This is a genomic window from Actinoallomurus soli (assembly GCF_024055715.1).
In the GTDB taxonomy this organism is placed as follows: Bacteria; Actinomycetota; Actinomycetes; order Streptosporangiales; family Streptosporangiaceae; genus Actinoallomurus; species Actinoallomurus soli.
In genome coordinates this window covers 1-26415 of record NZ_JAMXMV010000001.1, presented here as the reverse complement: position 1 = coordinate 26415, position 26415 = coordinate 1, and the positions used below count along the sequence as shown (strand labels likewise).

Here is a 26415-nt window from a genome sequence, read left to right as displayed (position 1 = left end):
GGCGGGCGGTACGGTCGTCGGCGTACGGACGTGACACGAGCGGGGGGTTGAGGCACCGGTGGGCGTGGTGGGGGTACGGGCGGCGTACCCGGGAGACGTGGCCGCCGTCGCGGAGATCCAGGTACGGGCCTGGCGCGAGGGGTACCGCAGTGTGATCCCCGAGGCGGCGCTGGCCGAGATGACCGGCCCGGAGGCGGTCGCCCTGTGGCGTGAGCGCTGGGCGGACGCCGTGGCCGCGCCGCCGAGCCCGCGGCACCGGCTGCTCGTCGCCGTGGACGAGGGCGTGATCACCGGGTTCGCCGCGCACGCCCCGGCCGGCGACCCCGACCAGGACCCGCAGACGACCGGCGAGCTGCTCACCCTGCTGGTCGACCCGGCGCGCGGGCGGGCCGGGCACGGCAGCCGCCTGCTCGCCGCCACGGTCGACCACCTGCGCGAGGACGGCTGCACGACGGCCATCGCCTGGGTCTTCGCCGCCGACGACGCGCTCCGGGGCTTCCTGGCCTCGGCGGGCTGGGCGCCCGACGGCGCGCACAGCAAGGTCGACATGGGCGAGCCGGTCGCGATGGTGCGTCTGCACACCGCCATCGCCTGACCGCACGCGCCGGCAGGCCGGGGCCCTGTACCGACGGGCCCGGCGGCACCCGTCGGCGGACCCGGCTCGCCGGCCGTGGCGTTACTCCGGGCGGTCGAGGGTCCAGTCGATCTGCGGCTCACCGGCGTCGGCCAGGGCCTTGTTGACCGCGCTGAACGGCCGGCTGCCGAGGAAGCCCCGAGGGTTCATCGGGCTGGGGTGCCCGGCCTCGAACACCACGTGCTGCGCTCCGGTGACCAGGTCGCGCTTCTTGCGGGCGTAGGCGCCCCAGAGCACGAACACGACCCGCTCGCTCTTGGCGTCCAGGGCCCGGATCACGGCGTCGGTGAACTCCTCCCAGCCCTTGCCCGCGTGGGAGCCCGCCTTTCCGGCGCGCACGGTCAGCACCGAGTTGAGCAGGAGCACCCCCCGCTCGGCCCACGGGGTCAGGTCCCCGGTCTTGGGCACCGGAACGCCGAGGTCGTCGTGGAGCTCCTTGAAGACGTTGCGCAGTGACGGCGGGATCCGCACGCCCGGCCGCACGCTGAAGCTGAGCCCGTGCGCCTGGCCCGCGCCGTGGTAGGGGTCCTGCCCGAGGATGAGCACCCGGGCGTCGTCGGGCGCGCACAGGCGGAACGCGCTGAACAGGTCGGGCTGCGGCGGGTAGACGGTGCCCGCGGCGTACTCCGCGGCCACGAAGTCGCTCAGCCGCCGGGTGGCGTCGGGGTCGAGCAGCGGCTCCACGCGCTCGCGCCAGGCGTCGGGAAGGAGCTCCAGCAGGTCGAAGGACATGCGCGGCAACCTAACACCGCGCGCGGACAGATTCCGCCGTTCCCGTCCTCGGACGAGCGGGCAGATCATCCGATCACCCGCACCTGGACGGGCCGCGACGGTCAGAGGCGCCCGGTCCTGGGGGCGGCCGGGTCGGTCAGGGCCTCGTCCATCGACTGGAAGCGCAGCACGGTGGTGAGGAGGAAGTCGCGCACGATCCGTTCGTCGGCCGGGGGGAGGTGGTCGAGCATCGGGTCCATCTCGCTGCCGGCCGCGTCCTGGGCCTGCCGGAGCTGGCGGCGCCCCGTCTCGGTGAGCGCGAGACTGACGAGGCGGCGGTCGGTGACGTCCCGCCGGCGTTCGATCCAGCCCGAGCGCTCGAGGTGGTCGACGGTGTGGTTGAGTGTCGAGGGGGCGACGCCGCAGCGCCGGGCGAGCTCCCGCTGGGTGAGCGCCGATCCCTGTTCGAGGGAGGCGAGGACGGCCAGGCCGTGGGGGGTGAGGCCGTACCCGCCCATGAGCCGTTGCCAGCGCATGGCGACGAGGTGACCGGCGACGGCCAGCAGGCGGGACAGCGACATGCGTTCGAGGTCGGCCTCAGAGGTTCGCACGGCAGACATTCTCCGTGCTCAGGGCGTGGAGGGCCAGTGAGGAGCCCGAGTCGTGAGGTCACCGTGAGGGGGCCCGGCGGGGGTACGGGAGGGCGGGGGTAGTTTTGACGCCGAACGACTCAGGATCGAACAGACCGCTCTGGAACCCTTCCATGACCTTGCGCTCGGCCCCTCCCCTGCCCACGTCCTCGGCCGGCTCGCCCGGACGGCGGCGCTGGCTGGGGATGGTGGTGATCAGCCTCGCGGTCTCGTTGATCATCGTCGACGCCACGATCGTCAACGTCATGCTGCCCCGGATCGTCGCCGAGCTGCGGCTGACGACGACCGGCGCGGAGTGGGTCACCTCGATCTACTCGCTGGTGTTCGCGGCGCTGCTGATCCCGTTCGGGCGTGCGGCCGACGCGTACGGCAGGCGCAGGATGATCGTTTTCGGCACCGTCGTGTTCGTCGTGGCGAGCGTGCTGGCGGCGCTGTCCGGCGGCGGCTCCGCGCTGGTGGGGGCGCGGGCCCTGCAGGGGATCGGGGCTTCGATGATCCTGCCGGGGGCGCTGTCCACCGTGACGGCCGTCTTCACGGGCCGGGACCGGGCGATCGCGTTCGGGATCTGGGGGTCGCTGATCGGTGGCATGGCCGCCCTCGGCCCGCTGCTCGGCGGCTGGCTCGCGACGTCGTACGGCTGGCGCTGGGCGTTCGGCGTGAACCTGCCGCTCGGCGCACTGATCCTCGCGGGCACGGCGGTCCTGGTGCCCGAGACACGTGATCCGGCGGTGCGCCGCGTGGGCGACCCGCCGGGAACGGTGCTCAGCGCGGGCGGGCTCGCGGCGCTCGTGTTCGCCCTGATCGAGGGCCAGCGGTACGGCTGGTGGTCGGCCACGCGCCCGTTCTCCGCGGGCCCGTTCCGCTGGCCGGACATCGGCCTGTCGCCGATCCCGGTGGCGCTGGCCGCCGGAGTCGTGATGCTGGTCGCGCTGGTCGTGGTGGAACGGGCGCGGGCGACGGCGGGGCGGCCGGTCGTCCTCGACCTCTCGCTCTTCCGCATTCCCGACTTCCGGCGCGGCAACGCGGCGGCCTCCCTGATCAGCGTGGGCGAGCTCGGGCTGATGTTCGTCCTGCCGCTGTTCCTCCAGGACGTGCACGGGAACTCCCCGCTGCAGGTGAGCGTCGCGATCCTGCCCCTGGCCGTCGGCACCTTCCTGGCCGGCGGCATGTCGGCGCGGCTGTCGCGCCGCCTCGGCGCCGCCCGGATGCTGCAGGCCGGGATGGCCCTCGAGGTGATCGCGGCGGCGCTGATCGGCCTCACCACGCGCGCCGACACCACGGGGTTCGGCCTCGCCCCGTGGATGCTCGTCTACGGCATCGGCCTCGGCCTCACCACCGGTCAGCTCACCCGGATCGTGCTGCGCGACGTCCCGCCCGCCAGCACGGGCCTCGCCTCCGGCACCCAGTCGACGGCGCGCCAGGTCGGGTCGGCGCTGGGGATCGCGCTGATCGGCGCGGTGTTCGCGGTCGGGCTGAGCCACGCGATGACCGCCCGGCTGCACGAGGCGGGCCTGCCGGCCCGGCAGGGCGCGGTGTACGCCGACCGGCTGCGCGACAGCGCCGGGACGTTCGCCCATGACCTGCGCCGGGAGGACCCCGGGCTGTCCCGCGCCGCGGACGAGAGCCTGGCGGTGGCCACCGACCGCGCGGCCTTCGCCACCGCCGCGCTCCTGGCCGTCGGCCTGCTGCTGACCCTCCGGCTGCGGTCCGGCACGGGTCCGGAAGAATCACCTGCATGATCATCGGCTTCGAGGAAGGGCGATAGTGGCGACCCTCTCCCAGTGGGTCGCCGGCTCGCGGCCCCGAACCCTCCCCAACTCCATCGTCCCCGTCGCCGTCGGCACCGGCGTGGCGATCGGCTACGGCCACTTCGTGTGGTGGCGCGCGCTGCTCGCGCTGGTGGTCGCGCTGCTGCTGCAGATCGGCGTGAACTACGCCAACGACTACAGCGACGGCATCCGCGGTACGGATGAGGTCCGCGTCGGCCCGATGCGGCTGGTCGGCTCGAAGGTCGCGCCGCCGAAGCAGGTCCTGGCGGCGGCGCTCGGCTGCTTCCTGCTCGCCGCGGTGGCCGGCCTGGTCCTCGCGGCGGTCACGAGCTGGTGGCTGGTGCTGATCGGCGCGGTGGCGATCGCGGCCGCCTGGTTCTACACCGGGGGCTCCCGCCCGTACGGCTATCGCGCGCTGGGCGAGCTGTCGGTCTTCGTGTTCTTCGGCCTCGTCTCAGTGGTCGGCACGGCGTACGTGCAGCTGGAGAGCCTGCCGTGGGCGGCGTGGGTGGCGGCGGTGCCGGTCGGGCTGCTGTCCTGCTCGATGCTCGTCGTCAACAATCTGCGGGACATCCCCACGGACGCCGCGGCGGGCAAGCGCACGCTCGCGGTCCTGCTCGGCGACGGGCGCACGCGCCTGCTGTACACCGGGTGCTTCGTGGCGGCCTTCGTGTGCGTGGTGCTCGTCGCGATCTCCCGGCCGTGGGCGATGATCGCGCTCCTGTCGGCGCTGTGGGCGATCGCGCCCAGCATGCGGGTGCTGCGCGGGGCGAAGGGCCCGGCGCTGATCGCCGTGCTCGGCGAGACCGGCCGGCTGCAGATCATCTTCGGCGCGCTCTTCACCCTCGGCCTGGCCCTGTAGCGACCCGGGTGTTCGTGAGCCGGATCACACCGGCGAACGGGATGATTGAAGTTTCAATCAACGTTCACCACCTCTGTCGGGTGGACCGACCACCGGACGCGATCAAGAGGAGTGACCGTGAGCGACCAGCTGAGCATCGACCCCACCGCTCAGGACGTCCTGTTCCGGCAGGCCCGTACGGCGAACACCTTCACGGACGAGCCGGTGTCGGATGCGCAGGTGCGCGCCATCTACGACCTCGTCAAGTGGGCGCCCACCGCCATGAACACCCAGCCGCTGCGGGTGGTCCTGGTCCGCTCCCCCGAGGCCCGCGAGCGCCTCGTCGCGCACATGGCCGAGGGCAACAAGGCCAAGACCGCCGCCGCTCCGCTGGTGGCGGTCCTCGCCGCCGACAGCGACTTCCACGAGCACCTGCCGACCATCTTCCCGCACCGCCCCCAGGCCCGGGACGACCTGCACGGCGTGCCCGAGGCCCGCGCCAAGATGGCCGCGTTCAACGGCGCGATCCAGGTCGGCTACTTCATCATCGGCGTGCGCGCCGCCGGCCTGGCGGCCGGGCCGATGGCGGGCTTCGACGCCGAAGGGGTCGCCAAGGAGTTCTTCCCCGAGGGCGGCCACCAGGTGCTCGCGGTCGTCAACATCGGCAAGCCCGGCCCGGACGCCTGGTTCCCGCGCAACCCGCGCCTGGAGTACGACCAGGTGGTCACCACCGTCTGAGCCGCGACCGCGAGGCATAACGGCCATAACCCCTCGCATCCGATACCGGATATCGGAGCGGTTACCCGCATCCGCGAGGGTTACACTGATCCGCGTGACGGCGTTCCGGATCAGTGAGGTCGCGTCCCTGCTCGGCGTCAGCGCCGACACGGTGCGACGGTGGATCGACTCGGAGAGACTGCCGGCCCGGCGCGACGAGCAGGGCCACCGGATCGTCTCGGGAGCGGACCTGGCGGCCTTCGTCCGCTCCCCCGCCGACCGGGGCGGCACGGTGCCGTCCTCGGCCCGCAACCGGCTGCGCGGCATCGTCACCGAGGTCGTACGCGACGGCGTCATGGCGCAGGTCGAGATCCAGGCCGGGCCGTTCCGCGTCGTCTCCCTCATGAGCCGGGAGGCGGCCGACGAGCTCGGCCTGGAGCCCGGCGTGGTCGCCGTGGGGGTCATCAAGTCCACCAACGTCGTCGTGGAGCTGCCCCAATGAGAAGCCACCGCGCCACGCTCCGGATCGCCTCGATCGCCGGGCTGGCGGCCGCCCTCGCGGCCGGCTGCGGCAACAAGGGGGTCGAGAAAGGCACCGACACGAAGAGCGGCACACGGACCGTCGTCGTCTTCGCCGCCGCCTCCCTCACCGAGTCGTTCACCGCCCTCGGCAGGACGTTCGAGGCGAGCCACCCCGGTGTCAAGGTCAAGTTCAACTTCGGCGGCAGTTCGGCCCTGGCGCAGCAGATCGACCAGGGCGCCCCGGCGGACGTGTTCGCCGCGGCCAGCCCCGCCACGATGAAGCAGGTCACCGACGCGGGCGGGGCCTCGGCGCCGCGCGTGTTCGCGCGCAACCGCCTGGAGATCGCGGTCCCGAAGGGCGCCTCCGGCAAGGTCACGTCGCTCAGGGACCTGGCGAACCCGAAGACGAAGGTCGTGCTCTGCGCCCCGCAGGTGCCCTGCGGCGCGGCGGCGCTCAAGGCGCTCAAGGCCGCTGGGCTCACCGTCAGGCCGGTCTCCCAGGAGCAGGACGTCAAGGCCGCCCTCACGAAGGTCCGGCTGAACGAGGCGGACGCCGCCCTCGTCTACCGCACGGACGTCAAGGCGGCCGCCGGGCAGGTCCGGGGCATCGACTTCCCGGAGGCCGCCCAGGCGATCAACGACTACCCGATCGCCGCGCTCACCAAGGCGCCCCAGCCCGGTCTCGCCGGGGAGTTCGTCCAGTCGGTGCTCTCCCCCCAGGGCCAGGCGACGCTGCAGCAGGCGGGGTTCGAGAAACCGTGAACCGGCGGGCGCCGTGGATGCTGGTGCTGCCCGCCCTGATCGGGCTCGCCTTCCTCGTCCTGCCGCTCCTCGGCCTGCTGGTGCGCGCGCCGTGGTCGACGCTCGGCACCCGCCTGGCCCGGCCCGAGATCCTCGACGCCCTCCGGCTGTCCCTGCTCAGCGCGACGCTCGCCACGCTGCTCTGCCTGCTCCTGGGAGTCCCGCTGGCCTGGGTGCTGGCGCGGATCGACTTCCCCGGCCGGCGGCTCGTGCGCGCCCTCGTCACCGTGCCCCTGGTGCTCCCCCCGGTCGTCGGCGGCGTGGCGCTGCTCCTGGCGCTCGGCCGCAACGGCCTGGTGGGGCACTGGCTGGACCGCTGGTTCGGCCTGACGCTGCCGTTCACGACCGCGGGCGTGGTGCTGGCGGAGGCGTTCGTGGCCCTGCCGTTCCTCGTGATCAGCGTGGAGGGCGCGGTGCGCGCGGCCGACCTGCGCTACGAGGACGCCGCCGCCACGCTCGGCGCATCGCGGTGGACGACGTTCCGGCGCGTCACGCTGCCCCTGATCGCGCCCGGGGTCGGCGCCGGAGCGGTGCTGTGCTGGGCACGGGCGCTCGGCGAGTTCGGCGCCACGATCACGTTCGCCGGCAACCTCCCCGGCCGTACCCAGACGATGCCGCTGGCCGTCTACCTCGCCCTGGAGAACGACCCACAGGCCGCCATCGTGCTCAGCCTCGTGCTGCTGGCCGTCTCGGTCGTCGTCCTGGCCGGACTGCGGGGGCGGTGGGTGTCGTGATCGACGCTCGGCTGGTCGTACGGCGCGCGGCCTTCACCCTCGACCTGGCGCTCACCGCCGCGCCCGGCGAGGTCGTGGCGCTGCTGGGCCCCAACGGCGCCGGGAAGACCACCGCGCTGCGCGCGCTCGCCGGCCTGACCCCGCTGTCGGAGGGCCACCTCCACGTCGATGGCGAGCCGTGGCACGACCGGCCCGCCGAGCGCCGCGCCGTCGGCGTCGTCTTCCAGGACTACCTGCTGTTCCCACACCTGTCCGCCCTGGAGAACGTCGCGTTCGGCCCCCGCTGCCAGGGCGTCGGCCGGAGGGAGGCCCGCCGGCTGGCGGCGGAGTGGCTGGAGCGCGTGGGCCTCTCCGACCAGGCGGCCCGCCGGCCCCGCACGCTGTCGGGCGGGCAGGCGCAGCGCGTCGCGCTCGCCCGCGCGCTGGCCGTACGGCCCCGGCTCCTGCTGCTCGACGAACCGCTGTCCGCGCTCGACGCGCACACCCGCCTGACCGTACGCGCCGGACTGCGCCGCCACCTCGCCGCCTTCGACGGCGTGGCCGTCCTCGTCACGCACGACGCCCTCGACGCCATGGCGCTGGCCGACCGGCTCGTGGTCATCGAGAACGGCGCCGTCGTCCAGGAGGGGACGCCCGCCCACGTCGCCCGGCACCCGCGGACCGACTACGTCGCCCGGCTCGTCGGCCTCAACCTCTACCGGGGGACGGCCGGCGGCCACTCCGTCGTTCTGCCCGGCGACGCCGTCACCTTCAACACCGCCGAGGCCCTGGACGGTGAGGTCTTCCTGGCCTTCCCCCCATCGGCGGTCGCGCTGTTCCGTACGCGCCCCGACGGCAGCCCGCGCAACCTCTGGGAGGCGACCGTCGGCGGCATCGAACCCCACGCGGACCAGATCCGGGTCCACCTGGAGGGACCCGTGCCGGCCGCCGCCGACGTGACGCCCGCCGCGCTCGCCGAACTCCGCCTCGCCGAGGGCGACCGCGTCTGGGCGGCGGTCAAGGCCACCGAGACGCACGCGTATCCGGCCTGAACCACGAGACGCCGATATCTGCGCCGACGGCGCGTTGTGCCCGGTAATGGCGGATGGGTCGCCCTAAAGTAGCGCGCATGCCCCCCATGCCCCGTGTCGCCGCGCTGGCCGCGGTCGCGCTGGCGCTGTCCGGCTGTGGCATCGCCTCCGGCGACGAGCGGATCACCCTGAACGTCCTGGCCGCCTCGTCGCTGACCGAGGCGTTCGAGGAGCTCGGCACGGCGTACGGCGCGGCCGCCAGGAACGTGACCGTGCGGTTCGAGTTCGCGGGCTCGCAGGACCTGGCGATGGACGTCGAGGAGCGGGAGCCCGCCGACGTGCTGGCGACCGCGGACCAGGCGTCCATGGACACCGTCGCCGACCGGGTCACCGGCCGGCGCGCGTTCGCCTACAACTCCATGACCATCGCCGTCGCGCCCGGCAACCCCCGGCACGTTCAGGGCCTCGCCTCCCTCGCCGATCGTCGGCTGCGCGTGGTCCTGGGCGGCCCGATCGTGCCGGTGGGACGGTACGCCGCCCAGGTCCTGGCCAAGGCGGGCGTCGTCGTACGGCCGCGGTCGGAGGAGGCCGACGCCCGCACCGTGCTCACCCGCGTCCGTACGGGCGCGGCCGACGCGGGCATCGTCTACGTCACCGACATGCGGTCGGCGGGCATCGCGGCGACCAGCGTGCCGATCCCGGCCCAGCAGAACGTCACCGCGACCTACTTCGCCGCCGCGCTGCGCGCGAGCGCCCACGAGGAGGCCGCGAAGGACTTCGTCGCCTGGCTCCGCTCCTCCACCGCGACGGCGATCCTCCGCAAGTACGGCTTCCCGACCCCCTGAGAGTCCGGGTCAGAACTCGAACGTCGGCCGCAGGTCCTCGGGACGCCACTGCACGAGCACGGTGGTGGCGTCATCGCCCAGCCGGCCGTGCTGGAAGTCGATGACGGCGCGGTTGAGGCGGCGCAGCGTCTCCGGGGCCGGGATACCGGCCGCGCTGTGCCGGATGACGAAGTCGCTGAGGCGCCGCACGCCGAACAGACTCCCGTCGGCGGCCCGCGCCTCGACGACGCCGTCGGTGTAGAGCAGCAGGCGGTCCCGTGGCTGGAGCTGCTCGGTGTAGAGGGGCGGGCTCTCGTCGAAGCTCGGGCCCTCCCCCTCGCTCACCAGGCCCAGGGGAAGCCGCGGCCGGTGGAAGAGCTCCTTGACGACCTTGTTCTCCCGGATCAGCAGCGGCGGCGGGTGGCCGCAGGGAATCCAGCTGAACAGGCCGGTCTCGACGTCGAGGTCGCACAGCAGCGCCGTCGCGAACCGCGAACGGCCGAACTGGCTGGCGATCGCGTGGTCCGCGTACGCCACCATGGCGCCGAGGTCCCCGCCGGCACGGCGGGTGTTGCGGCAACTGGCCAGCGCGACGCTGGCGATCAGCCCGGACGCGAGGTCGTGCCCGACCGCGTCCAGGATCATGACCTGCAGATGGTCGCCGAGCAACGAGAAGTCGTAGGCGTCACCGCCCACCCCGTACATCGGCCTGAGCGCACAGGCGACGACGAAGTCGTCGGTGGCGAACATCGGCGGCGCCATGAACGCCCACACCATCTCGGCCTGCAACGCCATCCGCTGGCTCCGCCGGACCTGGGCGTGGATGTCGCTGTAGTGACTCTTGCTGACGATCATGAGGCCCGCCAGCGAGGCGAGCGCCCGGCACCAGTTCAGCGTCTCCTCGTCGGTGTCCCCGACGACGAGTTCCAGCACGCCCATCCGTTCGCTGCCGTCCATCAGCGGCAGCCACACGTGGTACAGCCCGTCCTCGTCCGGCGGGCCGTACTGCACCTTGAGCGCCCGGTAGCTCCGCCCGGCGAGGGTCGAGTCGATCGCCAGCGTCGGCACGATCCGGCCGTCCACCCGCGGCATCGACCGCAGGTTCTCCTGCTCGAGGTCGGCGAGGTAGACCGTGGCGTCCCGGACCCCCAGCGGACGCGCCTCATCGGAGATGATCTTCGCGGTGAACCCCGGCCGGAGCAGATGCGATCGGTTCAGCACTCGCGAGAGGACCTCTCCCACCAGCCTATCCATCTCGTGGGACGCCTACCCCGGCCGCTGCAGCGGTAAACGGCACGGCCGCGGGCCCAGGATCACGCGAGTATGGGGTGCGCGGCGGGTCGAAGTGCACACGGATGCCCAACGGCGCGACAATGTTCGCCGCAGCGAACACTTCCCCCGTACGGAGTTCATCCTGTGGGCCTCGCCGACCTCGACAGCGTCGACCTTGTGACCGGTTCCCCCGGCGGCGACCAGGGGCTGTGGCTCGTGGCGGACGACTGGGTGCCCGACCGCGAGGCCCTGGAGTACGTCCAGTTGATGATCAAGGTGGCCGGTGCGCTCGCGCACGCCGAGCGGATCGGCGGCGAGGGACACCGCTCCACCGTCCTGGTCCACAGCACCGGCGAACCGCCCGAGAGCGTGCTGCAGTTCCTGTGGGACCGCGACATCGCCGCGACGATCGGCAGCCCGTCGCGCCCCCGCCCGGCCAAGGGGCGCCCGGCCCGCCACCCCAACCTGCTCGACGGCACGCCGGACATCGGAGCCCTGCAGGGCGCGAACGCGGCGGCGTTCGCCGCCGCGAACGGGTTGGACGGCTCGATCGAGTCCCTCGCACTCGTGGACGACGCCCTGGAGGAGCGGCGGCGCCTGCACGGTCTGCGCGCCGACGACGAGGACGAGAAGTTCAGCGACGGGGATCTGATCGTGCTCGCCGGAGCGTACGCGGGCGAGGTCCTGCGGCGGCACACGCGCGACGCCGCCTGGTGGTACGGCCCGCCGGGCCGCTCCGGCCCGCTGCACCTTCGCGCGGGCCTGGGCCACGGAACCCGCGTCGACGTCCTGGGCCGCGTCCGCGCCTACCTCCGCCGAGGCTCCCGCGAGTCGGTCCACGCCGTGATCGAGAGCGTGCTGACCCGCCTGAACGCCTGAGGCCGCCGGACTAAGGCGGGTCCGCCGAAGCGAAGCGGATTCACGAGGGCGAGGCAGGCCGCCGGAGTAAGGCGGGTCCGCCGAAGCGAAGCGAGTTCGCGAGGGCGAGGCAGGCCGCCGGAGTAAGGCGGGTCCGCCGAAGCGAAGCGAGTTCGCGAGGGCGAGGCAGGCCGCCGGGCGAAGCAGGGTCGCCGAGGCGAGGCGGATTCGCCGCCGTGGTCGGCTCGCCCTTGGTGCGGCGGGGTTGTCGTCGCCAGTGCCATGCCGGCGTGCCGCCGACGTGGTCGCTTCACCGTCGCCCTTGCCAGTTCGCAGTCGACGTGGCGGCGGAGTACCCGGATTGCCGTCTTACGCCCGGCAACGCCGACGCCAAGGTCCGCTTGCCGCCGTTGTGGCCGGCTCGCCGCCGGCGTGGTCGGCTTTGCCGCCACTCTTGTCATGTCGCCGCCGCCGTAACCTCACCGCCGCCGTAACCTCACCGCCGCCGCGATCTCACCGCCGGCGCGGCCACTTCGCCGCCGCCGTCGCCAAGTTGCCGCCGATGTAGAGGCGAGGTGTCCGGATCGTCGCGTTCGGCCCAGCAACGCCGACGGCAACGTCTGAGCTGCGCGGAGACCTGGGCGGAGACCTGGGCGACGGTGGCTGGGGCCGCCGTCAGTGCCGAGGATCGTGGTCGCCGACGGCACCACGATCCTCGACGTTGTCCGCTGAGGGCACCCCCATCGGCACGGCTGAGCCCCGGCCCGGGTCGGAGGGTCGGGGCTCAGCCGACGACGAATCAGACGCCCAGCAGGGAATCGATGCCGATCGTCAGGCCCGGGAGCTCGGCGACGCGGCGGACGGCGAGGAGCACGCCGGGGCTGAACGACTCGCGGCTCAGCGAGTCGTGCCGGATCGTCAGCGTCTCGCCGTGCCCGCCCAGCAGCACCTCCTGGTGCGCGATCAGCCCGGCGAGACGAACGGCGTGCACGTGGACGCCGTCCACGTCGGCACCGCGCGCTCCCTCCAGGCCGGTCGTGGTCGCGTCCGGCGAGGGACCGACCCCGGCCTTCTCCCGCGCGGCCGTGATCAGCTCGGCGGTGCGGCGGGCGGTGCCGCTGGGGGCGTCCGCCTTGTTCGGGTGGTGCAGCTCGACGATCTCCACCGAGTCGAAGAACGGGGCTGCCTTCTGCGCGAAGCTCATCATCAGCACCGCGCCGACGGCGAAGTTGGGGGCGATCAGGATGTTCGCACCCGGTCGCTCCCCCAGCCACCCGCGCACCGTCGCGAGCCGCTCCTCGTCGAACCCGGTCGTGCCCACGACGGCGTGCACGCCGTGCTCGATCAGCCAGCGCAGGTTGTCCATGACCGCGTCGGGATGCGTGAAGTCGATGGCGACCTCCGCGGCCTCGAGCGGCGCCCGGTCGTCGCCGGCGTCCACCGCCGCGACCAGCTCCAGGTCCTCCGCCGCCTCGACCGCCCGGCACAGCTCCGCCCCGACGCGCCCGCGCGCCCCCAGCACTCCGACTTTGATCACGACGTCCTCCCGTCCGATAGCCCAGCCGAGCCTATCGCCGAGCCCCGGACCTTGCGCTTCGCCGCTCATCCCGTCCGAAACTCTTGTAGCGGCACCGAAGGATCACAGGTAAAGCATTTGCTACACTTCTCGGCAGATCCGCGTCACCAACGAGCTGCTCGCCTGGATCAACGCCCTGGACGACCGGTCAAAGGCCCAGGTCGTCGACGCCATCGACCGACTGGCCGAGGCAGGCCCCAGCCTGGGCCGACCGCTCGTCGACCGGTTAGAGGGGTCCCGCATCCACAAGCTCAAAGAGCTGCGCCCGGTTCGGCGGGCCGCACCGGGATTCGGATCCTTTTCGCGTTCGACCCATGGCGCTCGGCGATCGTCCTGATAGGCGGGGATAAGTCCGGAAACTGGTCTGGTTGGTACAGACACGCGATCCCTCGCGCCGAAGACCTCTACGCGGAGTATCTGAAGGAACGCCAGGTCGAGGAGGAACATCGATGACGAACTTTCCGAAGTGGAGTGACGTACGTGCCGACGTCGTCGCCGGAGCCGGCGGCGAACAGGGCGTGACCGAGGCACGCAAACGCAATCAGGCCTACATTGATGGTCACCGCCTTGCGGAACGCCGCAAGACGCTCGGCCTGTCGCAAACCGACGTCGCCGAGAAGATGGGTGTGACCAAGAGTCGAGTGTCACAGATCGAACGAGGTGAGGTCTCCACCGTCGAGACCATCGCACGCTATGTCCAGGCACTCGGCGGGCAGATCCAGATTTCCGCCGTCTTTGGCGACGACCTCTACATCCTGCGTGGTGCCGATACCCACGCCGCCTAACCGACCGCAGACGGCGTTCAATCCGGAAGAATCGGGACGCCGCCACCGTCCTGCTCTGAAACGGAAACGTGTCACCCTACCTTGCCATGTCGATTCGCGGGCCCGGCACCTTGGCATAGTGCCGCCGCATTAGGGGCGAGGATCAGCAACCGACCCCAGGAATCCGTCCGCATACATGATCGCTTCGGCGACATACTTAACAGTGTCTCGGCTGAGACCCTGAACAACGTCATACAAGAAGACCCCATAGTGCCCCGCGACGCTGGCAGCGATCTTCAATGAATCGCAAGAATTCTTCCTGCCGCAACCAGAAGTCATTGCGCTCGAGAAGAATTATCGATGCTTCGTGTAGATAGACGGCGCTGGCACCTTTCATCAGGAGCGAAGCCATGTTGTCGTCACTGCTGGATTCCACGTAACCCCTCCCAAGGTGGACACCCGCGGCTCCCGAAGCGATTCACGTGTCGCGCCCCTATTGCACGTACCGTAGAATCTCGGACGCATAAGCAGAGCCGCCTGGAACGGTCTCCTCTCGAAGCTCACGGTGCAATACTTCGACTCGTTCACTCACAATCCGCTGGCATTCGATTTCGAGGTCCGGCCTCCCGCTCCGCGCCTCCGAATAGTGTGACTCTCCGGAGACCATGTCGAGCAACAAGGACAGCACCGTACGGCGGGAGGCTGCGGGCAGGTCTCCTTCCAGTGCGATGAGAAGCACCTTCGTAACGGAGACCGCGACCTCGAACAGCATGCCCTGCTCTTCGATGTGACCGGCGAGACCGCGGCCGCTCGGCTCCCGGCCGGCTCGAGCGGACAGCAGGCCGGCGAGGGCCGTGGGGAGGTGGGCGCCGCTGTTGCCGCAGCCGCAGCGTAGGTCGCTCCAGCGGATCTTCTCGACCATCCGACACCACGGCGCCAAGGGCTCGTGAACCTGGGCAGGAGGCCTCTGGGGACCGGGAGCCGATCGTTGGACGACCGACACCAGACTGTCCGAGCCCAAGTCCCATCTGGCGATCGAGCCGTCTCCGTCAGCGGCGACGAGCCGCGTGTCATCGGAGGTGAAGCCGATCGCGAATATCTGCGCCTTGAGCCCAGAGCAGACATTCTTGAGTTCGCCGGTCCGCACATCCCACACGCGGACTGTACGGTCCCTGCCCCCCGTCGCGAAGATTCTGCCGTTACGGGAGAACGCGGTGGCTGCGAGCGTATCGACATGTCCGACGAGAGTGACCATGGCCCGCTCGGCACCGGTCTCAAGGATCGCCGCGTATCCGTGTTGCCCGGCGGCTCCCACGTGGTGACCGTCCCGGCTGAACGACATCGAGTAGACCGGCGAGGGGGTCATCGTCAACTGTTCCGACGTAGCCGTGTCCAGGCTCCATAGCCTGATGTACCCGGAACCGTCCGCCACCGCGATCGCCGAACCACACGGACGCCAGGCCATCGCACGGACGGCATGATCAAAGGGCCTACCGGGTGGGCCTGTCCGGAACCCTCGGACGCGCTCCCCGGAGACCGCGTCGTATACCGCGATGACCCCTTCCGGGTCTCCCGTCGCGATCCTCGATCCATCAGGGCTCCAGGCCATCGTCACGTCCATGCCCAGAGAGGGGATCACTACATCGGCTCCGCCTTCCCGCCAGATCAGCAGCGCTCCATCCTGCGTCATCGCGGCGACGGCGGCGCCTCCCGGGGCGAAGGCCACGCGACCGAGGCGTGCACTCGACCGCGCGAAAGCTCGAACGATCTCCCCGGTGACCGCGTTCCAGACCCAACCGCCACCGGCATCCCACGCGCCGGCCAGCAGCTCCACCTCGGAACTGTAAGAAGCCGGCCCGAAGCCAAAGCTCGCACTGATGTGCGAGCCGTTGGGACCGCGGTCAGGAGGCACAACCGGAACAATCGAATCAGATCGTCCGACTCCCCGGCCCGTACGCCGTCCACGAAGCACCGCTGTTCGTCCTCGCTGTAGGGCGCCGGACCTGGCCATGACGCGTACGAGGGCCTAGGTCGCCTCATCATCTCGGATGATGGCGGCCTGGAACGTGCCCTCCCCGCTGCCGGACGTCCGCCAGGGTAGCCGCCCAGGCGAACGCCCAGCAGTCCGCCGCTGATCTCCTCAGCGGACTGCTGGGCGTCGTCAAGGCCTTCCGGCGGTCGGCCGTCAGAGGGTGAAGTCGCGGCCCTCGAACGGGCCGATGACGGTCATCGTCATCGGGCGGCCCAGGATCTCGCGGCCGACCGTACGGACGTCGTCCAGCGTGACGGCCTCGATGCGGCCCAGGATGTCGTCGACCGAGAGCAGGCTGTCGTAGACCAGCTCGCTCTTGCCGATGCGGCTCATCCGCGACCCGGTGTCCTCCAGGCCCAGCACGAACGAGCCGCGCAGCTGGCCCTTGCCGCGCTCGAGCTCCTCCTCGGTGATGCCGTGCTCGGCCACCTTGGCGACCTCGTCGCGGCAGATCTCGAGGACCTCGTCGACCTTGGCGGGCAGGCATCCGGCGTACACCCCGAAGATGCCGGTGTCGGCGTACTGGGAGTTGTAGCTGTACACCGAGTACGCGAGCCCGCGCTTCTCCCGGATCTCCTGGAACAGGCGGGAGGACATCCCGCCGCCCAGCGCGGCGTTGAGCACGCCGAGGGCGAAGCGGCGCTCGTCGACGCGGGTGATGCCGACCGTGCCGAGGATGAGGTTGGCCTGCTCGGTCGGGCGGACGATCGAGCGTACGCCCGACGCCGGGGACGCGCCCGGTCCGCCGATGCGCGGGGCGCTGGGCAGCTGCGCGGTGTCCCCGAGGACGCCTTCGAACGCCGCCTGCACCAGGCGCACGACCTCGTCGTGGTCGACGTTGCCGGCGGCCGCGACGACGAGGTTCTGCGGGACGTAGCGCTCCCGGTAGTACCGCGCGATGCGGTCCCGGCCGATCCCGCCGATCGACTCGACCGTGCCGAGGATCGGCCGGCCCAGCGGGGTGTCGCCGAACAGCGCGGCGGAGAACTCGTCGTGCACGGCGTCGGTGGGGTCGTCGTCGTGCATGGCGATCTCTTCGAGGATCACCCCGCGTTCGGCGTCGACGTCCTGCGGCTCGATGAGGGAGTTCGTCACCATGTCGGAGACGACGTCGATGGCCAGCGGCATGTCGGAGTCGAGCACCCGCGCGTAGTAGCAGGTGTACTCCTTGGCGGTGAAGGCGTTCATCTCGCCGCCCGCCGCGTCCATCAGCGAGGAGATCTCCAGCGCGGTGCGCTTACGGGTGCCCTTGAAGAGCAGGTGCTCGAGATAGTGGCTCGCGCCGGCGTCCTCGATCGACTCGTCACGCGACCCGACCCCGGCCCAGATGCCGAAGGCCACCGAACGCACGGTGGGGACGGTCTCGGTGACGATGCGAAGCCCGCCCGGCAGGACGGTCCGCCGGACCACCCCGGCGCCGTCGGCGCCGGGGTGAACGACGAAGGTGGAGCCGGGCTCCTGTTCCCTGGCGAGCAGCGTCATGAGTTGCGGTCGCTGTCGCCACGGTTGTTGCTGCCGCCGCTCCGGGTGCGGCGCCGGCGGGGGCGCTCGCCTCCGTCGCGGCTCTCGCGGCGCTCCGGGCGCTCGGCCTGGGCGCCGTCCCCCTCAGGGGCGGCCGCCTCGTCGTCGGAGCCGCCCGCCTCGGCGGCCGCGGCCTCCTGCTCGACGACCTCGACCGGCGCCAGCGACAGCTTGCCGCGGGCGTCGATCTCGGTGACCTCGACCTGGATCTTGTCGCCGACCTTGATGACGTCGTCGATGTTCTCGATCCGGCCGCCGCCGTGCAGCTTGCGGATCTGGGAGATGTGCAGCAGGCCGTCCTTGCCGGGCAGCAGCGACACGAAGGCGCCGAACGTGGTGGTCTTCACCACGGTGCCGAGGTAGCGCTCGCCGACCTCCGGCATGTGCGGGTTGGCGATCGAGTTGATCGCCTGCCGCGCTGCCTCGGCGGACGGGCCGTCGGTGGCGCCGACGTAGATCGTGCCGTCGTCCTCGATGGTGATCTCGGCGCCGGTGTCGTCCTGGATCGAGTTGATCATCTTGCCCTTGGGGCCGATGACCTCGCCGATCTTGTCGACCGGGACCTTGATCGTGATGATCCGCGGCGCGTTCGGGCTCATCTCGCCGGGGGCCTCGATGGCCTCCTGCATGACATCGAGGATCGCCAGCCGGGCGCCCTTGGCCTGCTTGAGCGCGGCGGCCAGGACGTTCGCCGGGATGCCGTCGAGCTTGGTGTCGAGCTGCAGCGCGGTGATCACGTCACGGGTGCCGGCGACCTTGAAGTCCATGTCGCCGAAGGCGTCCTCGGCACCGAGGATGTCGGTCAGCGTGACGTACTCGTCGCCCTCGTTGATCAGGCCCATCGCGATGCCGGCGACCATCTGCTTCAGCGGGACGCCGGCCGACAGCAGCGACATCGTGCTGGCGCAGACGGAGCCCATCGAGGTGGAGCCGTTGGAGCCGACCGCCTCCGAGACCTGCCGGATGGCGTACGGGAACTCCTCGCGGGTCGGCAGCACCGGGATCAGGGCGCGCTCGGCGAGGGCGCCGTGCCCGATCTCCCGCCGCTTCGGCGAGCCGACGCGGCCGGTCTCCCCGGTGGAGTACGGCGGGAAGTTGTAGTTGTGCATGTAGCGCTTGGTGCGCTCCGGGTTGAGCGTGTCGATCATCTGCTCCATGCGGAGCATGTTCAGCGTCGTCACACCCAGGATCTGGGTCTCACCGCGCTCGAACAGCGCCGAGCCGTGCACGCGCGGCACGACGCCGACCTCGGCGGTCAGCTGGCGGATGTCCTTCACGCCGCGGCCGTCGATGCGGACCTTCTCCGTGATGACCCGCTCACGCACGAGCTTCTTGGTCAGCGCGCGGAACGCCGCGCCGATCTCCTTCTCGCGCTCGACGAAGTCCGGGCCGACCTTCTCGGCGGCGAGGGCCTTGACGCGGTCGAGCTCGGCCTCGCGCTCCTGCTTGCCGGCGATCGTCAGCGCCTGGGCCAGCTCGGTGCGGACGGCGGCCTCCACGGCGGCGTACACGTCGTCCTGGTAGTCCAGGAAGATCGGGTACTCGGCCGTCTCCTTGGCCGCCTCCTCGGCGAGCCGGCTCTGCGCCTGGCAGAGCACCTTGATGAACGGCTTGGCGGCCTCCAGGCCCTCCGCGACCGTCTCCTCGGTCGGCGCCACGGCGCCGTCGGCGATGAGCTTGAGCGTGCCCGGCGTCGACTCGGCCTCGACCATCATGATCGCAACGTCGCCGTCCTCGAGCACGCGGCCCGCGACGACCATGTCGAACGTGGCGTTCGCCAGCTCCGAGTGGGTCGGGAACGCCACCCACTGGCCCTCGATCAGCGCGACGCGCACGCCGCCGATCGGGCCGGAGAACGGCAGGCCCGCGAGCTGCGTCGACATGGACGCGGCGTTGATCGCGACGACGTCGTACAGGTGGTCCGGGTGCAGGGCCAGGATCGTCTCGACGACCTGGATCTCGTTGCGCAGGCCCTTCTTGAACGAGGGGCGCAGCGGCCGGTCGATCAGTCGGCAGGTGAGGATCGCGTCCTCGCTCGGCCGGCCCTCGCGGCGGAAGAACGAGCCGGGGATGCGCCCGGCGGCGTACATGCGCTCCTCGACGTCGACGGTGAGCGGGAAGAAGTCGAGGTTCTCCTTCGGCTTCTTCGACGCCGTCGTGGCGGACAGCACCATCGTCTCGTCGTCGAGGTAGGCGACGGCCGAACCGGACGCCTGACGGGCGAGTCGGCCCGTCTCGAATCGAATCTTGCGTTCGCCGAACTTGCCGTTGTCGATGACGGCTTCGGCGCTCTTCACACCATCCACGATGTGAAACCTCCTCGGGTTGGGCGAACCCGCACGCGTACCCGGAGGTGCGGCGCTCTGGTAAGAGGTGCCGGTCTTCGATCGAAGCCGTCGGATCCGTGATCCGAGGGCCACTACCGAGGACCGGCGCCCGGCGCACCGTACGGGGCAGGCCGCGGGTTCTGTTGAGTTATACGAAGAGAGGGAGCGGCATGCGCCGCTCCCTCCCGGACGTTATCGGCGGAGGCCGAGACGCTCGATCAGCTGCCGGTACCGGTTGATGTCCTTCTTCTGCAGATATCCCAGAAGACGGCGGCGGCGGCCGACCATCAGAAGCAGGCCACGACGGCTGTGGTGGTCGTGCTTGTGGGTCTTCAGGTGCTCGGTGAGCTCGTTGATCCGCTTGGTGAGCAGCGCGACCTGGACCTCGGGCGACCCGGTGTCACCCTCGACGGTGGCGTACTCGGTCATGATCTGCTTCTTGGTGGCGGTGTCCAGCGACACGGCTCTCCTTCTCGTTCGGGTACGCGATCGTGTGGGACACACCCGGGAACCATGCGTACCCACAGTCTCCCGGGTGGAGGGGCGGCGACTCGGGTAGAGCCGTCTCGCCCTGCGCGGGGCAGCCGACTACTACCGGTCACTTCCCCAGCGGCAAATCACGGTACCACGTCATGCCGGGCAGCCCGTCAATCACGCTAACGCGGGCGTACGCCGGGATGTTCCCCCGGCCCCCGGCCCCCGTCCCGTCAGGAACCGGTGATCTCCCGGGCGCGGTCGACGTCGCGGCGCATCTGCTCGACCAGCGACTCGATCGAGTCGAACTTCAGCGTGTCGCGCAGCCGGGCCGTGAAGTCGACGCTCACGTGCTCGCCGTACAGGTCGAGGTCGTCGCGGTCCAGGGCGTACGCCTCGACCGTGCGCTCCTCCCCCTCGAACGTCGGGTTCGTGCCGATGGAGATCGCCGCCGGCCAGCAGGCGTCCGGGAACCCGGCCGAGTCGTCGCCCCGGGCCTGCCCGTAACCGGCGCAGTTGAGGTGGCCGGCGTACACGCCGTCGCTCGGGATGGCCGTGTGCGGCGGCAACTCCAGGTTGGCGGTCGGGAAGCCCAGCTCACGGCCGCGCCGCGCGCCGCGTACGACGACGCCCTCCACCCGGTGCGGACGGCCGAGCAGCTGCGCCGCGCCGTCGACGTCCCCGGCGGAGAGCCGCTCGCGGATCCGCGTCGAGGAGATCGGCTCGCCGTTGGCGACCAGCGGGACGCCCTCCGCCTCGAAGTCGTACTTGTCGCCGAGCTCGCGCAGCAGGGCGACGTCGCCGCGCGCCTTGTGGCCGAACCGGAAGTCCTCCCCCACGACGACGCGGGCCGCGTGCAGCCGGTCGACGAGCACCGACTGGACGAACTCGTCCGGTCCCATCCGCGACAGCTCCAGCGTGAACGGCAGGATCATCACGGCGTCGGCCCCGAGGCCCGCCAGCAACTCGGCGCGCCGCTTCGGCGAGCACAGCAGCGGCGGGTGCGTGCCGGGGCGCACGACCTCGTCCGGGTGCGGATCGAAGGTGATCACCACGGCCGGCAGCTCGAGCTCGCGGGCGAACTCCGAGGCCCGGGCGACGATGCGCTGGTGTCCTCGGTGAACCCCGTCGAACACCCCGATGGTGACGACGGACCTGCCCCAGTCGGCGGGAACCTCGTCGAGGCCATGCCAGCGTCGCACCTGTCCACCCCTTTCGCGGTCGTCTAAAGCCTGCCACACCGGTGACAGCGGCGAGGTTCCGGCTCATGATCGGGCCATGCCCTTCGCCTGGAGACCCGTACTGGCCGTCAGCGTCGCGGCCGGCGTCGTCCTGACCGCGCTGAGCGCCCGGTACGGCTATCACCGCGACGAACTCTACTTCCGCGCCGTCGGCGCGCATCCCGCGTGGGGGTACCCCGATCAACCCCCGCTCGTCCCGCTGTACGCGGCCGTCGCCGGAAACTCGCTGGTGCTGCTGCGCCTGCCCGCGGCCCTGGCGTTCATGGCGGGCGTCGTGCTGACCGCGCTGACCGCCCGGGAGATGGGCGGCGGCCCGCGCGCTCAGACGGTCGCCGCGCTGGCCTGGGCGGTCACGCCCGCCCTGGCGCTCGGCGGGCACCTCATGCAGCCCACCATCTTCGACGTCGTGGCGTGGACGGCGGTCACGTTTCTGGTGGCCCGGTGGGTACGGGTCCGGGACGACCGTCTGCTGCTGGGCGTCGGCCTCGTCGCCGCCGTCGCGCTGCAGGTCAAGTTCCTGATCGTGTCCTTCCTCGCCGCACTGTTGATCGGGGTGCTGCTGGCCGGTCCCCGGGAGATCCTGCGGCGCCCGCTGCTCTACGCCGGCGCGGCGGTGGCCGTGCTCGCCGCGCTGCCGGGACTGTGGTGGCAGGCCCGGCACGGCTGGCCGCAGGTGACGATGGGACGGGTCATCGCGGCCAAGGGCACCGACGGCGGCCGGCTCGGCTTCCTGCCCTGGCAGCTGATCGACACGGGGATCTTCACCGCGCCGATCTGGATCGCCGGGCTGTTACGCCTCTGGCGCGGGCCGTGGCGGCTGTTCGTCTGGGCGTACGGCCTCCTCCTGGTCGTCTTCCTGATCACCGGCGGGAAGCATTACTACATGATGGGCGCCTATCCGGCGCTGTGGGCGGCCGGCGCGCAGGCGGCCGAGCGATGGCGGCTCCGGTGGGTCATGTTCGGCGTGGTGCCGCTCACGACCGCCGGCGTGCTGCTGCCGGTCTATCCGCTGCGGACCCTGCACGCGACGCCGGAGGCCGCGATCAGCTACGACGCCCGCGAGACCGTCGGCTGGCCGGCGCTCACGGCGGCGGTGGCGAAGGTGTACCGGCCCGGATACGTGATCCTGGCCGGGGACAATGGCGTCGCCGGGGCGATCGACCGGTACGGCGGGGCGTACGGGCTGCCGAAGGCCTACGGCGGCCAGAACGGCCTGTGGTACCTCGGCCGGCCGGCGGACGACGGCGCCCCGGTGATCGTCGTGCCGGCGGACCGCGATCAGCTCACCCGGTACTGGTCGGACGTCCAGGTCGCCGGGCGGGTCGACGACGGCGTACGGATCGACAACGAGGAACAGGGACAGCCGATCTGGATCTGCCGGGGGCAGCGTGTGCCCTGGGACCGCCTGTGGCCGCAGCTGAAGCGGCTCTCTTAGAGAGGGCGGTCGGCGGCGTACGGGCGCAGGCGGACCTGGATCTCGCCGCAGACGCACCGGCTGTAGGTCACCACGCCCTCGGAGGTGAGGTGCCGGGACAGCACCTCGTAGACGTCGGAGTCGGGCCAGCCGCAGGTGGAGCAGTCACTCACCGGGGATTCCGCCTATGCGTCGCGTCGTGTAAGCCTTTAGATTGAGAAGACACTTACAGCCTCTCACATACGGGAAAATGCGGCAATGCGGATCACGGGCTACAAGAGCCACGGCGTGGGGGCGGCCGCCGCGCTCGTCAACGCGGTCACCGGCCGCGACGGGGACGACGGCGACGAGGCGCTGCGGGCGGTCCTCGCCGAGCACGGGTTCTTCGTGCAGAGCTTCACCCCGGCGACCGCGGCGGAGCTGCGGCCGTGGGCACGGACGCTGCGCTCCTTCTTCGAGGCCGAGAGCCTCGACGCGGCCGTCGCCCTGCTCAACGGGCTGCTGTCCGACGTGCCGATGCACCCGCACCTGGCCGACCACGACGCGTTGGGGCTGCACGTCCACTACGCGCCGCCCGAGGTGGAGCTGGCGCACCGGGTCCGCGCGACGACGCTGATGAACCTCGCCGAACTGCTGTGCGACCACGGCCTCGACCGGATCGGCGTGTGCGCCGCCGCCGACTGCGACCGGGTCTACGCCGACGACTCGCGGGGCGGACGGCGGCGCTTCTGCTCCGACGCCTGCGCCAACCGTACGAACGTCGCCGCCTACCGCGCCCGCCGCCGCACCGGGGCCTGAGGGGCGCAGGGCGCGGGACGGCCGAAAGGCACCGACGCCCGCTCAGGGAACGGACGGCCAAGGGACCCGGCCGGCGGGCGTCCGCTCAGGAGACGAAGACGGCGAGGGGCTTGGCGACCGGGCCGTGCTCCTCGACGAGGGCCAGCAGCGTGCCGTCGGGGGCGAAGACCCCGATCGGGCCCTGGCCGAGCCCCATGGCGGCCAGCGCGCCGCCGTGCGCGACCTTGCGCGCGTCGTCCTCCGAGACGTTCATCCGGGGGAACGCGGCGGCCACGGCCTCCTCCATCGGCAGCACGGTGAGCTTCTCGGTGAGCTGCTCCACCGTGTGCGCCATCGACAGGTCGTACGGGCCGACACGGGTGCGGCGCAGCGCGGTCAGGTGGCCGCCGACTCCCAGGGCCGTCCCCAGGTCGCGGGCGAGCGCCCGGATGTAGGTGCCGCTGGAGCAGGTGATCGTCGCGGTGACGTCGAGCAGGTCGCCCTCACGGCGGAACTCGCCGAGCCCGAACTCGTACACGGTGACGGGTCGCGCCTTGAGCTCGACCTCCTCGCCGGCCCGCGCCCGCTTGTACGCCCGCTTGCCGTTCACCTTGATGGCGCTGACCTGCGGGGGGATCTGCTCGATCGGCCCGGTCAGGTCGACGACGGCGTTGCGTACGGCGTCCTCGGTCACCTCCGCCGCGGAGGCGGCGGCGGTGGGCTCGCCCTCGGCGTCGTCGGTGTTGGTGGACTGCCCGAGGCGGATGACCGCCTCGTAGGTCTTCTCGGTCAGCGCCAGGTGCCCGAGCAGCCGGGTGGCCTTCTCCACCCCGATGACCAGGACGCCGGTCGCCATGGGGTCGAGTGTTCCGGCGTGCCCGACGCGGCGGGTGCCCGCCAGCCGGCGCAGCTTGCCCACCACGTCGTGGGAGGTCCAGCCGGCCGGCTTGTCGACGATGACAAGTCCGTTCATGGGCGTGCCGCTACCTCGATCTCGGTCAGGAGCCCGCGCAGCCGGGCGACGGCCGGCTCCACGTCGCCGTGCAGGGTGAATCCGGCGGCCGTCGGGTGACCCCCGCCGCCGAGGGCCACACAGGCCAGTCCGACGTCGACACGGCCCTTGGACCGCGTGGACACCTGCCAGGCGCCCTCGTCGTCCTCCTTGAAGACGACGGCGACCTCCGCCTCGTCGGTCCGGCGGACGACGTCGATGACGCCTTCGAGCAGGTCGTACGGGAGGCCGTGGGCGGCGCGGTCGGCGCGGGTCACGGTCGTCCAGACCATGCCGAGGCCGTTCGCGACGTCGGGCTCCAGCCGGGCCCGGCCCAGGGCGGCGGCCAGGACGGGCAGGTAGCCGAAGGGGGCGCGGTCCCACACCTCCCGCGCGACCCGCTCGGGCCGGATGCCCGTCGCCAGCAGCCGCTGCGCGAGGGCGTGGACCTCCGGCGTCGTGGAGCGGTACTTGAACGAGCCGGTGTCGGTGACCAGCCCGACGTACAGGCCGAGCGCGATGTCGTGCGTGAGCGGCACGCCCAGCAGGTCGATGAGCCGCTCGGCCAGCACGGCGGTGGCCGCCGCGCCGGGGTCGACCAGGTGCGTGGTGCCGAACCGGGTGTTCGACGCGTGGTGGTCCACGACGATCAGCTCCCCGGCCTTGCCCGCGTTGGCGGCGAGCGTGCCGAGGCGGTCGCTGCCGGCCGCGTCGAACGTGATCATCACGTCCGGCTCGGCGGGGAAGTCCGCCGGGTCGGTGAGCAGGTCGAGGCCGGGCAGGAACCGCAGGATCCGCGGCACGACGAACGCGTCGCCGAACGAGGCCGTGAACGGCTTGCCCAGCGCGCGCAGCGCCTGCGCGAACGCCAGCATCGACCCCAGCGCGTCGCCGTCCGGGGAGATGTGGCAGGCGAGGCACACCTCGTCGGTCCGCTGAATCGCGTCGACCGCCCTCGCCCACTCGTCGGCGGCGATGGCTGGGACCTTACCCGGCGCGGAGTTCACGACCGGGAGTATCCCGCGTCGTCGCCACCGTCGCCGTCGGTTTCGTCAACATCCCTCGGAACCGGCGTCTCCCGGTAGGGGTTGGCGTCACCGGCGGGCCGGGCGTTCTCGGCCACTTTGGCGACCCGCTCGTCGGCGGCGCGCGCCTTGGCGAGCAGATCGTCGATCTGCCGGGCGTTCTCCGGCAACGCGTCCGGGACGAAGGTCAGGCTGGGCGTGTGCCGCACACCGGTGCGCTTGCCCACCTCCGAGCGGATGACGCCCTTGGCGCTCTCCAGCGCCGCGGCGCTGTCGGCGCGCTCGGCGTCGCTGCCGTACACCGTGTAGTAGACCGTCGCGTCCCGCAGGTCGTTGGTCAGCCGGGTGTCCGTCACGGTGACGAAGCCGAGCCGCGGATCCTTGATCCGCCGCTCCAGCATCTCCGCGACGATCTGCTGAATGCGATCGGCGAGCTTTCGAGCCCGCGCGGGGTCGGTCACAGTTCCTCCATGTTCGTTCGGCCGCCGCAGGCGGCCGGGCGTGCGCTCACCGATGCCTCGCGAACGCCGGTCAGGACTCTTCTTCGTTGAAGAGCCGCTGCCTGGCGGCCAGGAGCTCGACCTCCGGCCGCCCGGCGACGAGACGCTCGCAGGCCTCGAGGACCTCGACGCAGTTGCCCGCCGTGGCGGACACGACCGCGACACCGATCTCCGCCCGCCGGTGGAGGTCGAGGTGACCGGTCTCGGCCGCCGCGACCGCCGGGAAGCGCCGTCGCACCTCGGCGACGATCGGGCGGACGACGGAACGCTTCTGCTTCAGCGAGCGTACGTCGCCGAGCAGCAGGTCCAGAGTCAGCGATCCCACATACACAACGGTCACCCCGCGCGATCCGTTCCGGTCGTCCGCATTCAGCCACTCTAGGGGAACGGGCCGACAGCGAGGTGGGGGGGGGGGGAGGCGCCCGCCGCC

30 protein-coding genes are annotated in these 26415 nt (G+C 71.6%); 15 read left to right on the top strand and 15 right to left on the bottom strand.

Features of this window, described 5'->3' with window-relative positions; genetic code table 11:
• Positions 1-58 precede the first annotated feature (58 nt).
• A complete protein-coding gene (locus tag NDW01_RS00145; RefSeq protein WP_252815364.1) occupies positions 59-595 on the top strand; it encodes a GNAT family N-acetyltransferase in 537 nt (178 codons plus the stop codon).
• A gap of 81 nt (positions 596-676) precedes the next feature.
• On the opposite strand, the gene ung is transcribed toward NDW01_RS00145, so the two are convergent.
• Positions 677-1366: a uracil-DNA glycosylase gene (gene ung / locus NDW01_RS00140; RefSeq protein ID WP_252815362.1), complete on the bottom strand. Its 690-nt coding sequence runs from the start codon at positions 1364-1366 to the stop codon at positions 677-679.
• 101 nt (positions 1367-1467) lie between these two features.
• Entirely contained in the window at positions 1468-1956 is a 489-nt protein-coding gene (locus NDW01_RS00135; protein ID WP_252815360.1) for a MarR family winged helix-turn-helix transcriptional regulator, read from the bottom strand.
• Positions 1957-2108: 152 nt separating this feature from the next.
• On the opposite strand from NDW01_RS00135, the gene NDW01_RS00130 reads away from it, so the two are divergent.
• The 8 genes from NDW01_RS00130 to modA (NDW01_RS00095) all read left to right on the top strand — a co-directional run bounded on the left by NDW01_RS00130 (position 2109) and on the right by modA (NDW01_RS00095) (position 9234).
• Positions 2109-3734: an MFS transporter gene (locus NDW01_RS00130; RefSeq protein WP_252815358.1), complete on the top strand. Its 1626-nt coding sequence runs from the start codon at positions 2109-2111 to the stop codon at positions 3732-3734.
• 25 nt (positions 3735-3759) lie between these two features.
• Positions 3760-4626, top strand: a complete 867-nt coding sequence (locus NDW01_RS00125; protein WP_252815356.1) for a 1,4-dihydroxy-2-naphthoate polyprenyltransferase — start codon at positions 3760-3762, stop codon at positions 4624-4626.
• A 117-nt stretch (positions 4627-4743) separates the two neighbouring features.
• Positions 4744-5343, top strand: a complete 600-nt coding sequence (locus NDW01_RS00120) for a malonic semialdehyde reductase (protein WP_252815354.1) — start codon at positions 4744-4746, stop codon at positions 5341-5343.
• Between the two features lie 94 nt (positions 5344-5437).
• The gene (locus NDW01_RS00115) at positions 5438-5824 is read left to right on the top strand and encodes a TOBE domain-containing protein (protein ID WP_252776710.1); all 387 of its coding nucleotides are present in this window, start codon (positions 5438-5440) and stop codon (positions 5822-5824) included.
• A complete protein-coding gene (modA, locus tag NDW01_RS00110) occupies positions 5821-6606 on the top strand; it encodes a molybdate ABC transporter substrate-binding protein (protein ID WP_252815352.1) in 786 nt (261 codons plus the stop codon). The genes NDW01_RS00115 and modA (NDW01_RS00110) overlap by 4 nt, the downstream gene beginning before the upstream one ends.
• Positions 6607-6623: 17 nt before the next feature.
• Positions 6624-7379: a molybdate ABC transporter permease subunit gene (gene modB, locus NDW01_RS00105; protein ID WP_252817302.1), complete on the top strand. Its 756-nt coding sequence runs from the start codon at positions 6624-6626 to the stop codon at positions 7377-7379.
• On the top strand, positions 7376-8410 hold the full coding sequence (locus tag NDW01_RS00100) for an ABC transporter ATP-binding protein (protein ID WP_252815349.1): 1035 nt from the start codon (positions 7376-7378) through the stop codon (positions 8408-8410). Before modB ends, NDW01_RS00100 begins: the two co-directional genes overlap by 4 nt.
• Before the next feature lie 77 nt (positions 8411-8487).
• A complete protein-coding gene (gene modA, locus NDW01_RS00095) occupies positions 8488-9234 on the top strand; it encodes a molybdate ABC transporter substrate-binding protein (RefSeq protein WP_252815347.1) in 747 nt (248 codons plus the stop codon).
• 9 nt (positions 9235-9243) lie between these two features.
• Here modA (NDW01_RS00095) and NDW01_RS00090 read toward each other — a convergent pair whose 3' ends face one another.
• The gene (locus NDW01_RS00090; RefSeq protein WP_252815344.1) at positions 9244-10434 is read right to left on the bottom strand and encodes a PP2C family protein-serine/threonine phosphatase; all 1191 of its coding nucleotides are present in this window, start codon (positions 10432-10434) and stop codon (positions 9244-9246) included.
• Between the two features lie 195 nt (positions 10435-10629).
• On the opposite strand from NDW01_RS00090, the gene NDW01_RS00085 reads away from it, so the two are divergent.
• Positions 10630-11364 (top strand): hypothetical protein, encoded by a 735-nt coding sequence (locus tag NDW01_RS00085; protein ID WP_252815343.1) that lies wholly within the window; start codon positions 10630-10632, stop codon positions 11362-11364.
• A 778-nt stretch (positions 11365-12142) separates the two neighbouring features.
• Here NDW01_RS00085 and dapB read toward each other — a convergent pair.
• Positions 12143-12880: a 4-hydroxy-tetrahydrodipicolinate reductase gene (dapB, locus tag NDW01_RS00080; protein ID WP_252815341.1), complete on the bottom strand. Its 738-nt coding sequence runs from the start codon at positions 12878-12880 to the stop codon at positions 12143-12145.
• 115 nt (positions 12881-12995) lie between these two features.
• Here dapB and NDW01_RS43630 point away from each other — a divergent pair, with 115 nt between their 5' ends.
• From NDW01_RS43630 to NDW01_RS00070, 3 genes are read left to right on the top strand one after another with little or no spacing between them, the layout of a single operon-like run.
• Entirely contained in the window at positions 12996-13256 is a 261-nt protein-coding gene (locus NDW01_RS43630) for a type II toxin-antitoxin system RelE/ParE family toxin (protein ID WP_308211640.1), read from the top strand.
• Entirely contained in the window at positions 13208-13372 is a 165-nt protein-coding gene (locus NDW01_RS43625; protein ID WP_308211639.1) for a type II toxin-antitoxin system RelE/ParE family toxin, read from the top strand. Before NDW01_RS43630 ends, NDW01_RS43625 begins: the two co-directional genes overlap by 49 nt.
• On the top strand, positions 13369-13704 hold the full coding sequence (locus NDW01_RS00070; RefSeq protein ID WP_252815332.1) for a helix-turn-helix domain-containing protein: 336 nt from the start codon (positions 13369-13371) through the stop codon (positions 13702-13704). Before NDW01_RS43625 ends, NDW01_RS00070 begins: the two co-directional genes overlap by 4 nt.
• A 229-nt stretch (positions 13705-13933) precedes the next feature.
• Here the strand turns inward: NDW01_RS00070 and NDW01_RS00065 are convergent, their stop codons facing one another.
• The 6 genes from NDW01_RS00065 to NDW01_RS00040 form a co-directional block, all read right to left on the bottom strand.
• Positions 13934-14119 carry a hypothetical protein gene (locus tag NDW01_RS00065; RefSeq protein WP_252815330.1) on the bottom strand — a complete coding sequence of 62 codons (186 nt, stop codon included), beginning with the start codon at positions 14117-14119 and terminating at the stop codon, positions 13934-13936.
• A 57-nt stretch (positions 14120-14176) separates the two neighbouring features.
• On the bottom strand, positions 14177-15517 hold the full coding sequence (locus NDW01_RS00060; RefSeq protein ID WP_252815329.1) for a WD40 repeat domain-containing protein: 1341 nt from the start codon (positions 15515-15517) through the stop codon (positions 14177-14179).
• Positions 15518-15868: 351 nt separating this feature from the next.
• A complete protein-coding gene (locus NDW01_RS00055; RefSeq protein WP_252815327.1) occupies positions 15869-17197 on the bottom strand; it encodes a M16 family metallopeptidase in 1329 nt (442 codons plus the stop codon).
• Positions 17194-19542 (bottom strand): polyribonucleotide nucleotidyltransferase, encoded by a 2349-nt coding sequence (locus NDW01_RS00050; RefSeq protein ID WP_252815325.1) that lies wholly within the window; start codon positions 19540-19542, stop codon positions 17194-17196. Before NDW01_RS00050 ends, NDW01_RS00055 begins: the two co-directional genes overlap by 4 nt.
• Before the next feature lie 213 nt (positions 19543-19755).
• Positions 19756-20025 carry a 30S ribosomal protein S15 gene (gene rpsO, locus NDW01_RS00045; protein ID WP_252815323.1) on the bottom strand — a complete coding sequence of 90 codons (270 nt, stop codon included), beginning with the start codon at positions 20023-20025 and terminating at the stop codon, positions 19756-19758.
• 245 nt (positions 20026-20270) lie between these two features.
• Complete coding sequence (locus NDW01_RS00040) at positions 20271-21239, bottom strand: bifunctional riboflavin kinase/FAD synthetase (protein WP_252815321.1); 969 nt, start codon at positions 21237-21239, stop codon at positions 20271-20273.
• A 76-nt stretch (positions 21240-21315) separates the two neighbouring features.
• Between NDW01_RS00040 and NDW01_RS00035 the strand changes: the two genes are divergently transcribed.
• Positions 21316-22713 carry an ArnT family glycosyltransferase gene (locus NDW01_RS00035; RefSeq protein ID WP_252815319.1) on the top strand — a complete coding sequence of 466 codons (1398 nt, stop codon included), beginning with the start codon at positions 21316-21318 and terminating at the stop codon, positions 22711-22713.
• Here the strand turns inward: NDW01_RS00035 and NDW01_RS00030 are convergent.
• Positions 22710-22865, bottom strand: a complete 156-nt coding sequence (locus NDW01_RS00030; protein ID WP_252815317.1) for a hypothetical protein — start codon at positions 22863-22865, stop codon at positions 22710-22712. The two genes, NDW01_RS00035 and NDW01_RS00030, sit on opposite strands and share 4 nt — an antisense overlap.
• A gap of 85 nt (positions 22866-22950) precedes the next feature.
• Here NDW01_RS00030 and NDW01_RS00025 point away from each other — a divergent pair, with 85 nt between their 5' ends.
• Entirely contained in the window at positions 22951-23490 is a 540-nt protein-coding gene (locus NDW01_RS00025; RefSeq protein WP_252815315.1) for a CGNR zinc finger domain-containing protein, read from the top strand.
• Positions 23491-23575: 85 nt separating this feature from the next.
• Here NDW01_RS00025 and truB read toward each other — a convergent pair whose 3' ends face one another.
• From truB to NDW01_RS00005, 4 genes are all read right to left on the bottom strand, one after another.
• Positions 23576-24442, bottom strand: a complete 867-nt coding sequence (gene truB / locus NDW01_RS00020) for a tRNA pseudouridine(55) synthase TruB (protein WP_252815313.1) — start codon at positions 24440-24442, stop codon at positions 23576-23578.
• Positions 24439-25467 (bottom strand): DHH family phosphoesterase, encoded by a 1029-nt coding sequence (locus NDW01_RS00015; protein WP_252815311.1) that lies wholly within the window; start codon positions 25465-25467, stop codon positions 24439-24441. Before NDW01_RS00015 ends, truB begins: the two co-directional genes overlap by 4 nt.
• Positions 25464-25946, bottom strand: coding sequence for a 30S ribosome-binding factor RbfA (gene rbfA / locus NDW01_RS00010; protein WP_252815308.1), 483 nt, complete (start codon positions 25944-25946; stop codon positions 25464-25466). Before rbfA ends, NDW01_RS00015 begins: the two co-directional genes overlap by 4 nt.
• Before the next feature lie 70 nt (positions 25947-26016).
• On the bottom strand, positions 26017-26316 hold the full coding sequence (locus NDW01_RS00005; RefSeq protein ID WP_252777414.1) for a DUF503 domain-containing protein: 300 nt from the start codon (positions 26314-26316) through the stop codon (positions 26017-26019).
• Positions 26317-26415 lie beyond the last annotated feature (99 nt).

Coding starts and splice junctions, on each gene's coding strand:
- ung (WP_252815362.1), bottom strand. CDS start 1,366: ATGTCCTTCGACCTGCTGGAGCTCCTTCCCGACGCCTGGCGCGAGCGC.
- NDW01_RS00130 (WP_252815358.1), top strand. CDS start 2,109: ATGACCTTGCGCTCGGCCCCTCCCCTGCCCACGTCCTCGGCCGGCTCG.
- modA (WP_252815352.1), top strand. CDS start 5,821: ATGAGAAGCCACCGCGCCACGCTCCGGATCGCCTCGATCGCCGGGCTG.
- modB (WP_252817302.1), top strand. CDS start 6,624: ATGCTGGTGCTGCCCGCCCTGATCGGGCTCGCCTTCCTCGTCCTGCCG.
- modA (WP_252815347.1), top strand. CDS start 8,488: ATGCCCCCCATGCCCCGTGTCGCCGCGCTGGCCGCGGTCGCGCTGGCG.
- NDW01_RS00070 (WP_252815332.1), top strand. CDS start 13,369: ATGACGAACTTTCCGAAGTGGAGTGACGTACGTGCCGACGTCGTCGCC.
- NDW01_RS00055 (WP_252815327.1), bottom strand. CDS start 17,197: ATGACGCTGCTCGCCAGGGAACAGGAGCCCGGCTCCACCTTCGTCGTT.
- NDW01_RS00035 (WP_252815319.1), top strand. CDS start 21,316: ATGCCCTTCGCCTGGAGACCCGTACTGGCCGTCAGCGTCGCGGCCGGC.
- NDW01_RS00025 (WP_252815315.1), top strand. CDS start 22,951: ATGCGGATCACGGGCTACAAGAGCCACGGCGTGGGGGCGGCCGCCGCG.
- truB (WP_252815313.1), bottom strand. CDS start 24,442: ATGAACGGACTTGTCATCGTCGACAAGCCGGCCGGCTGGACCTCCCAC.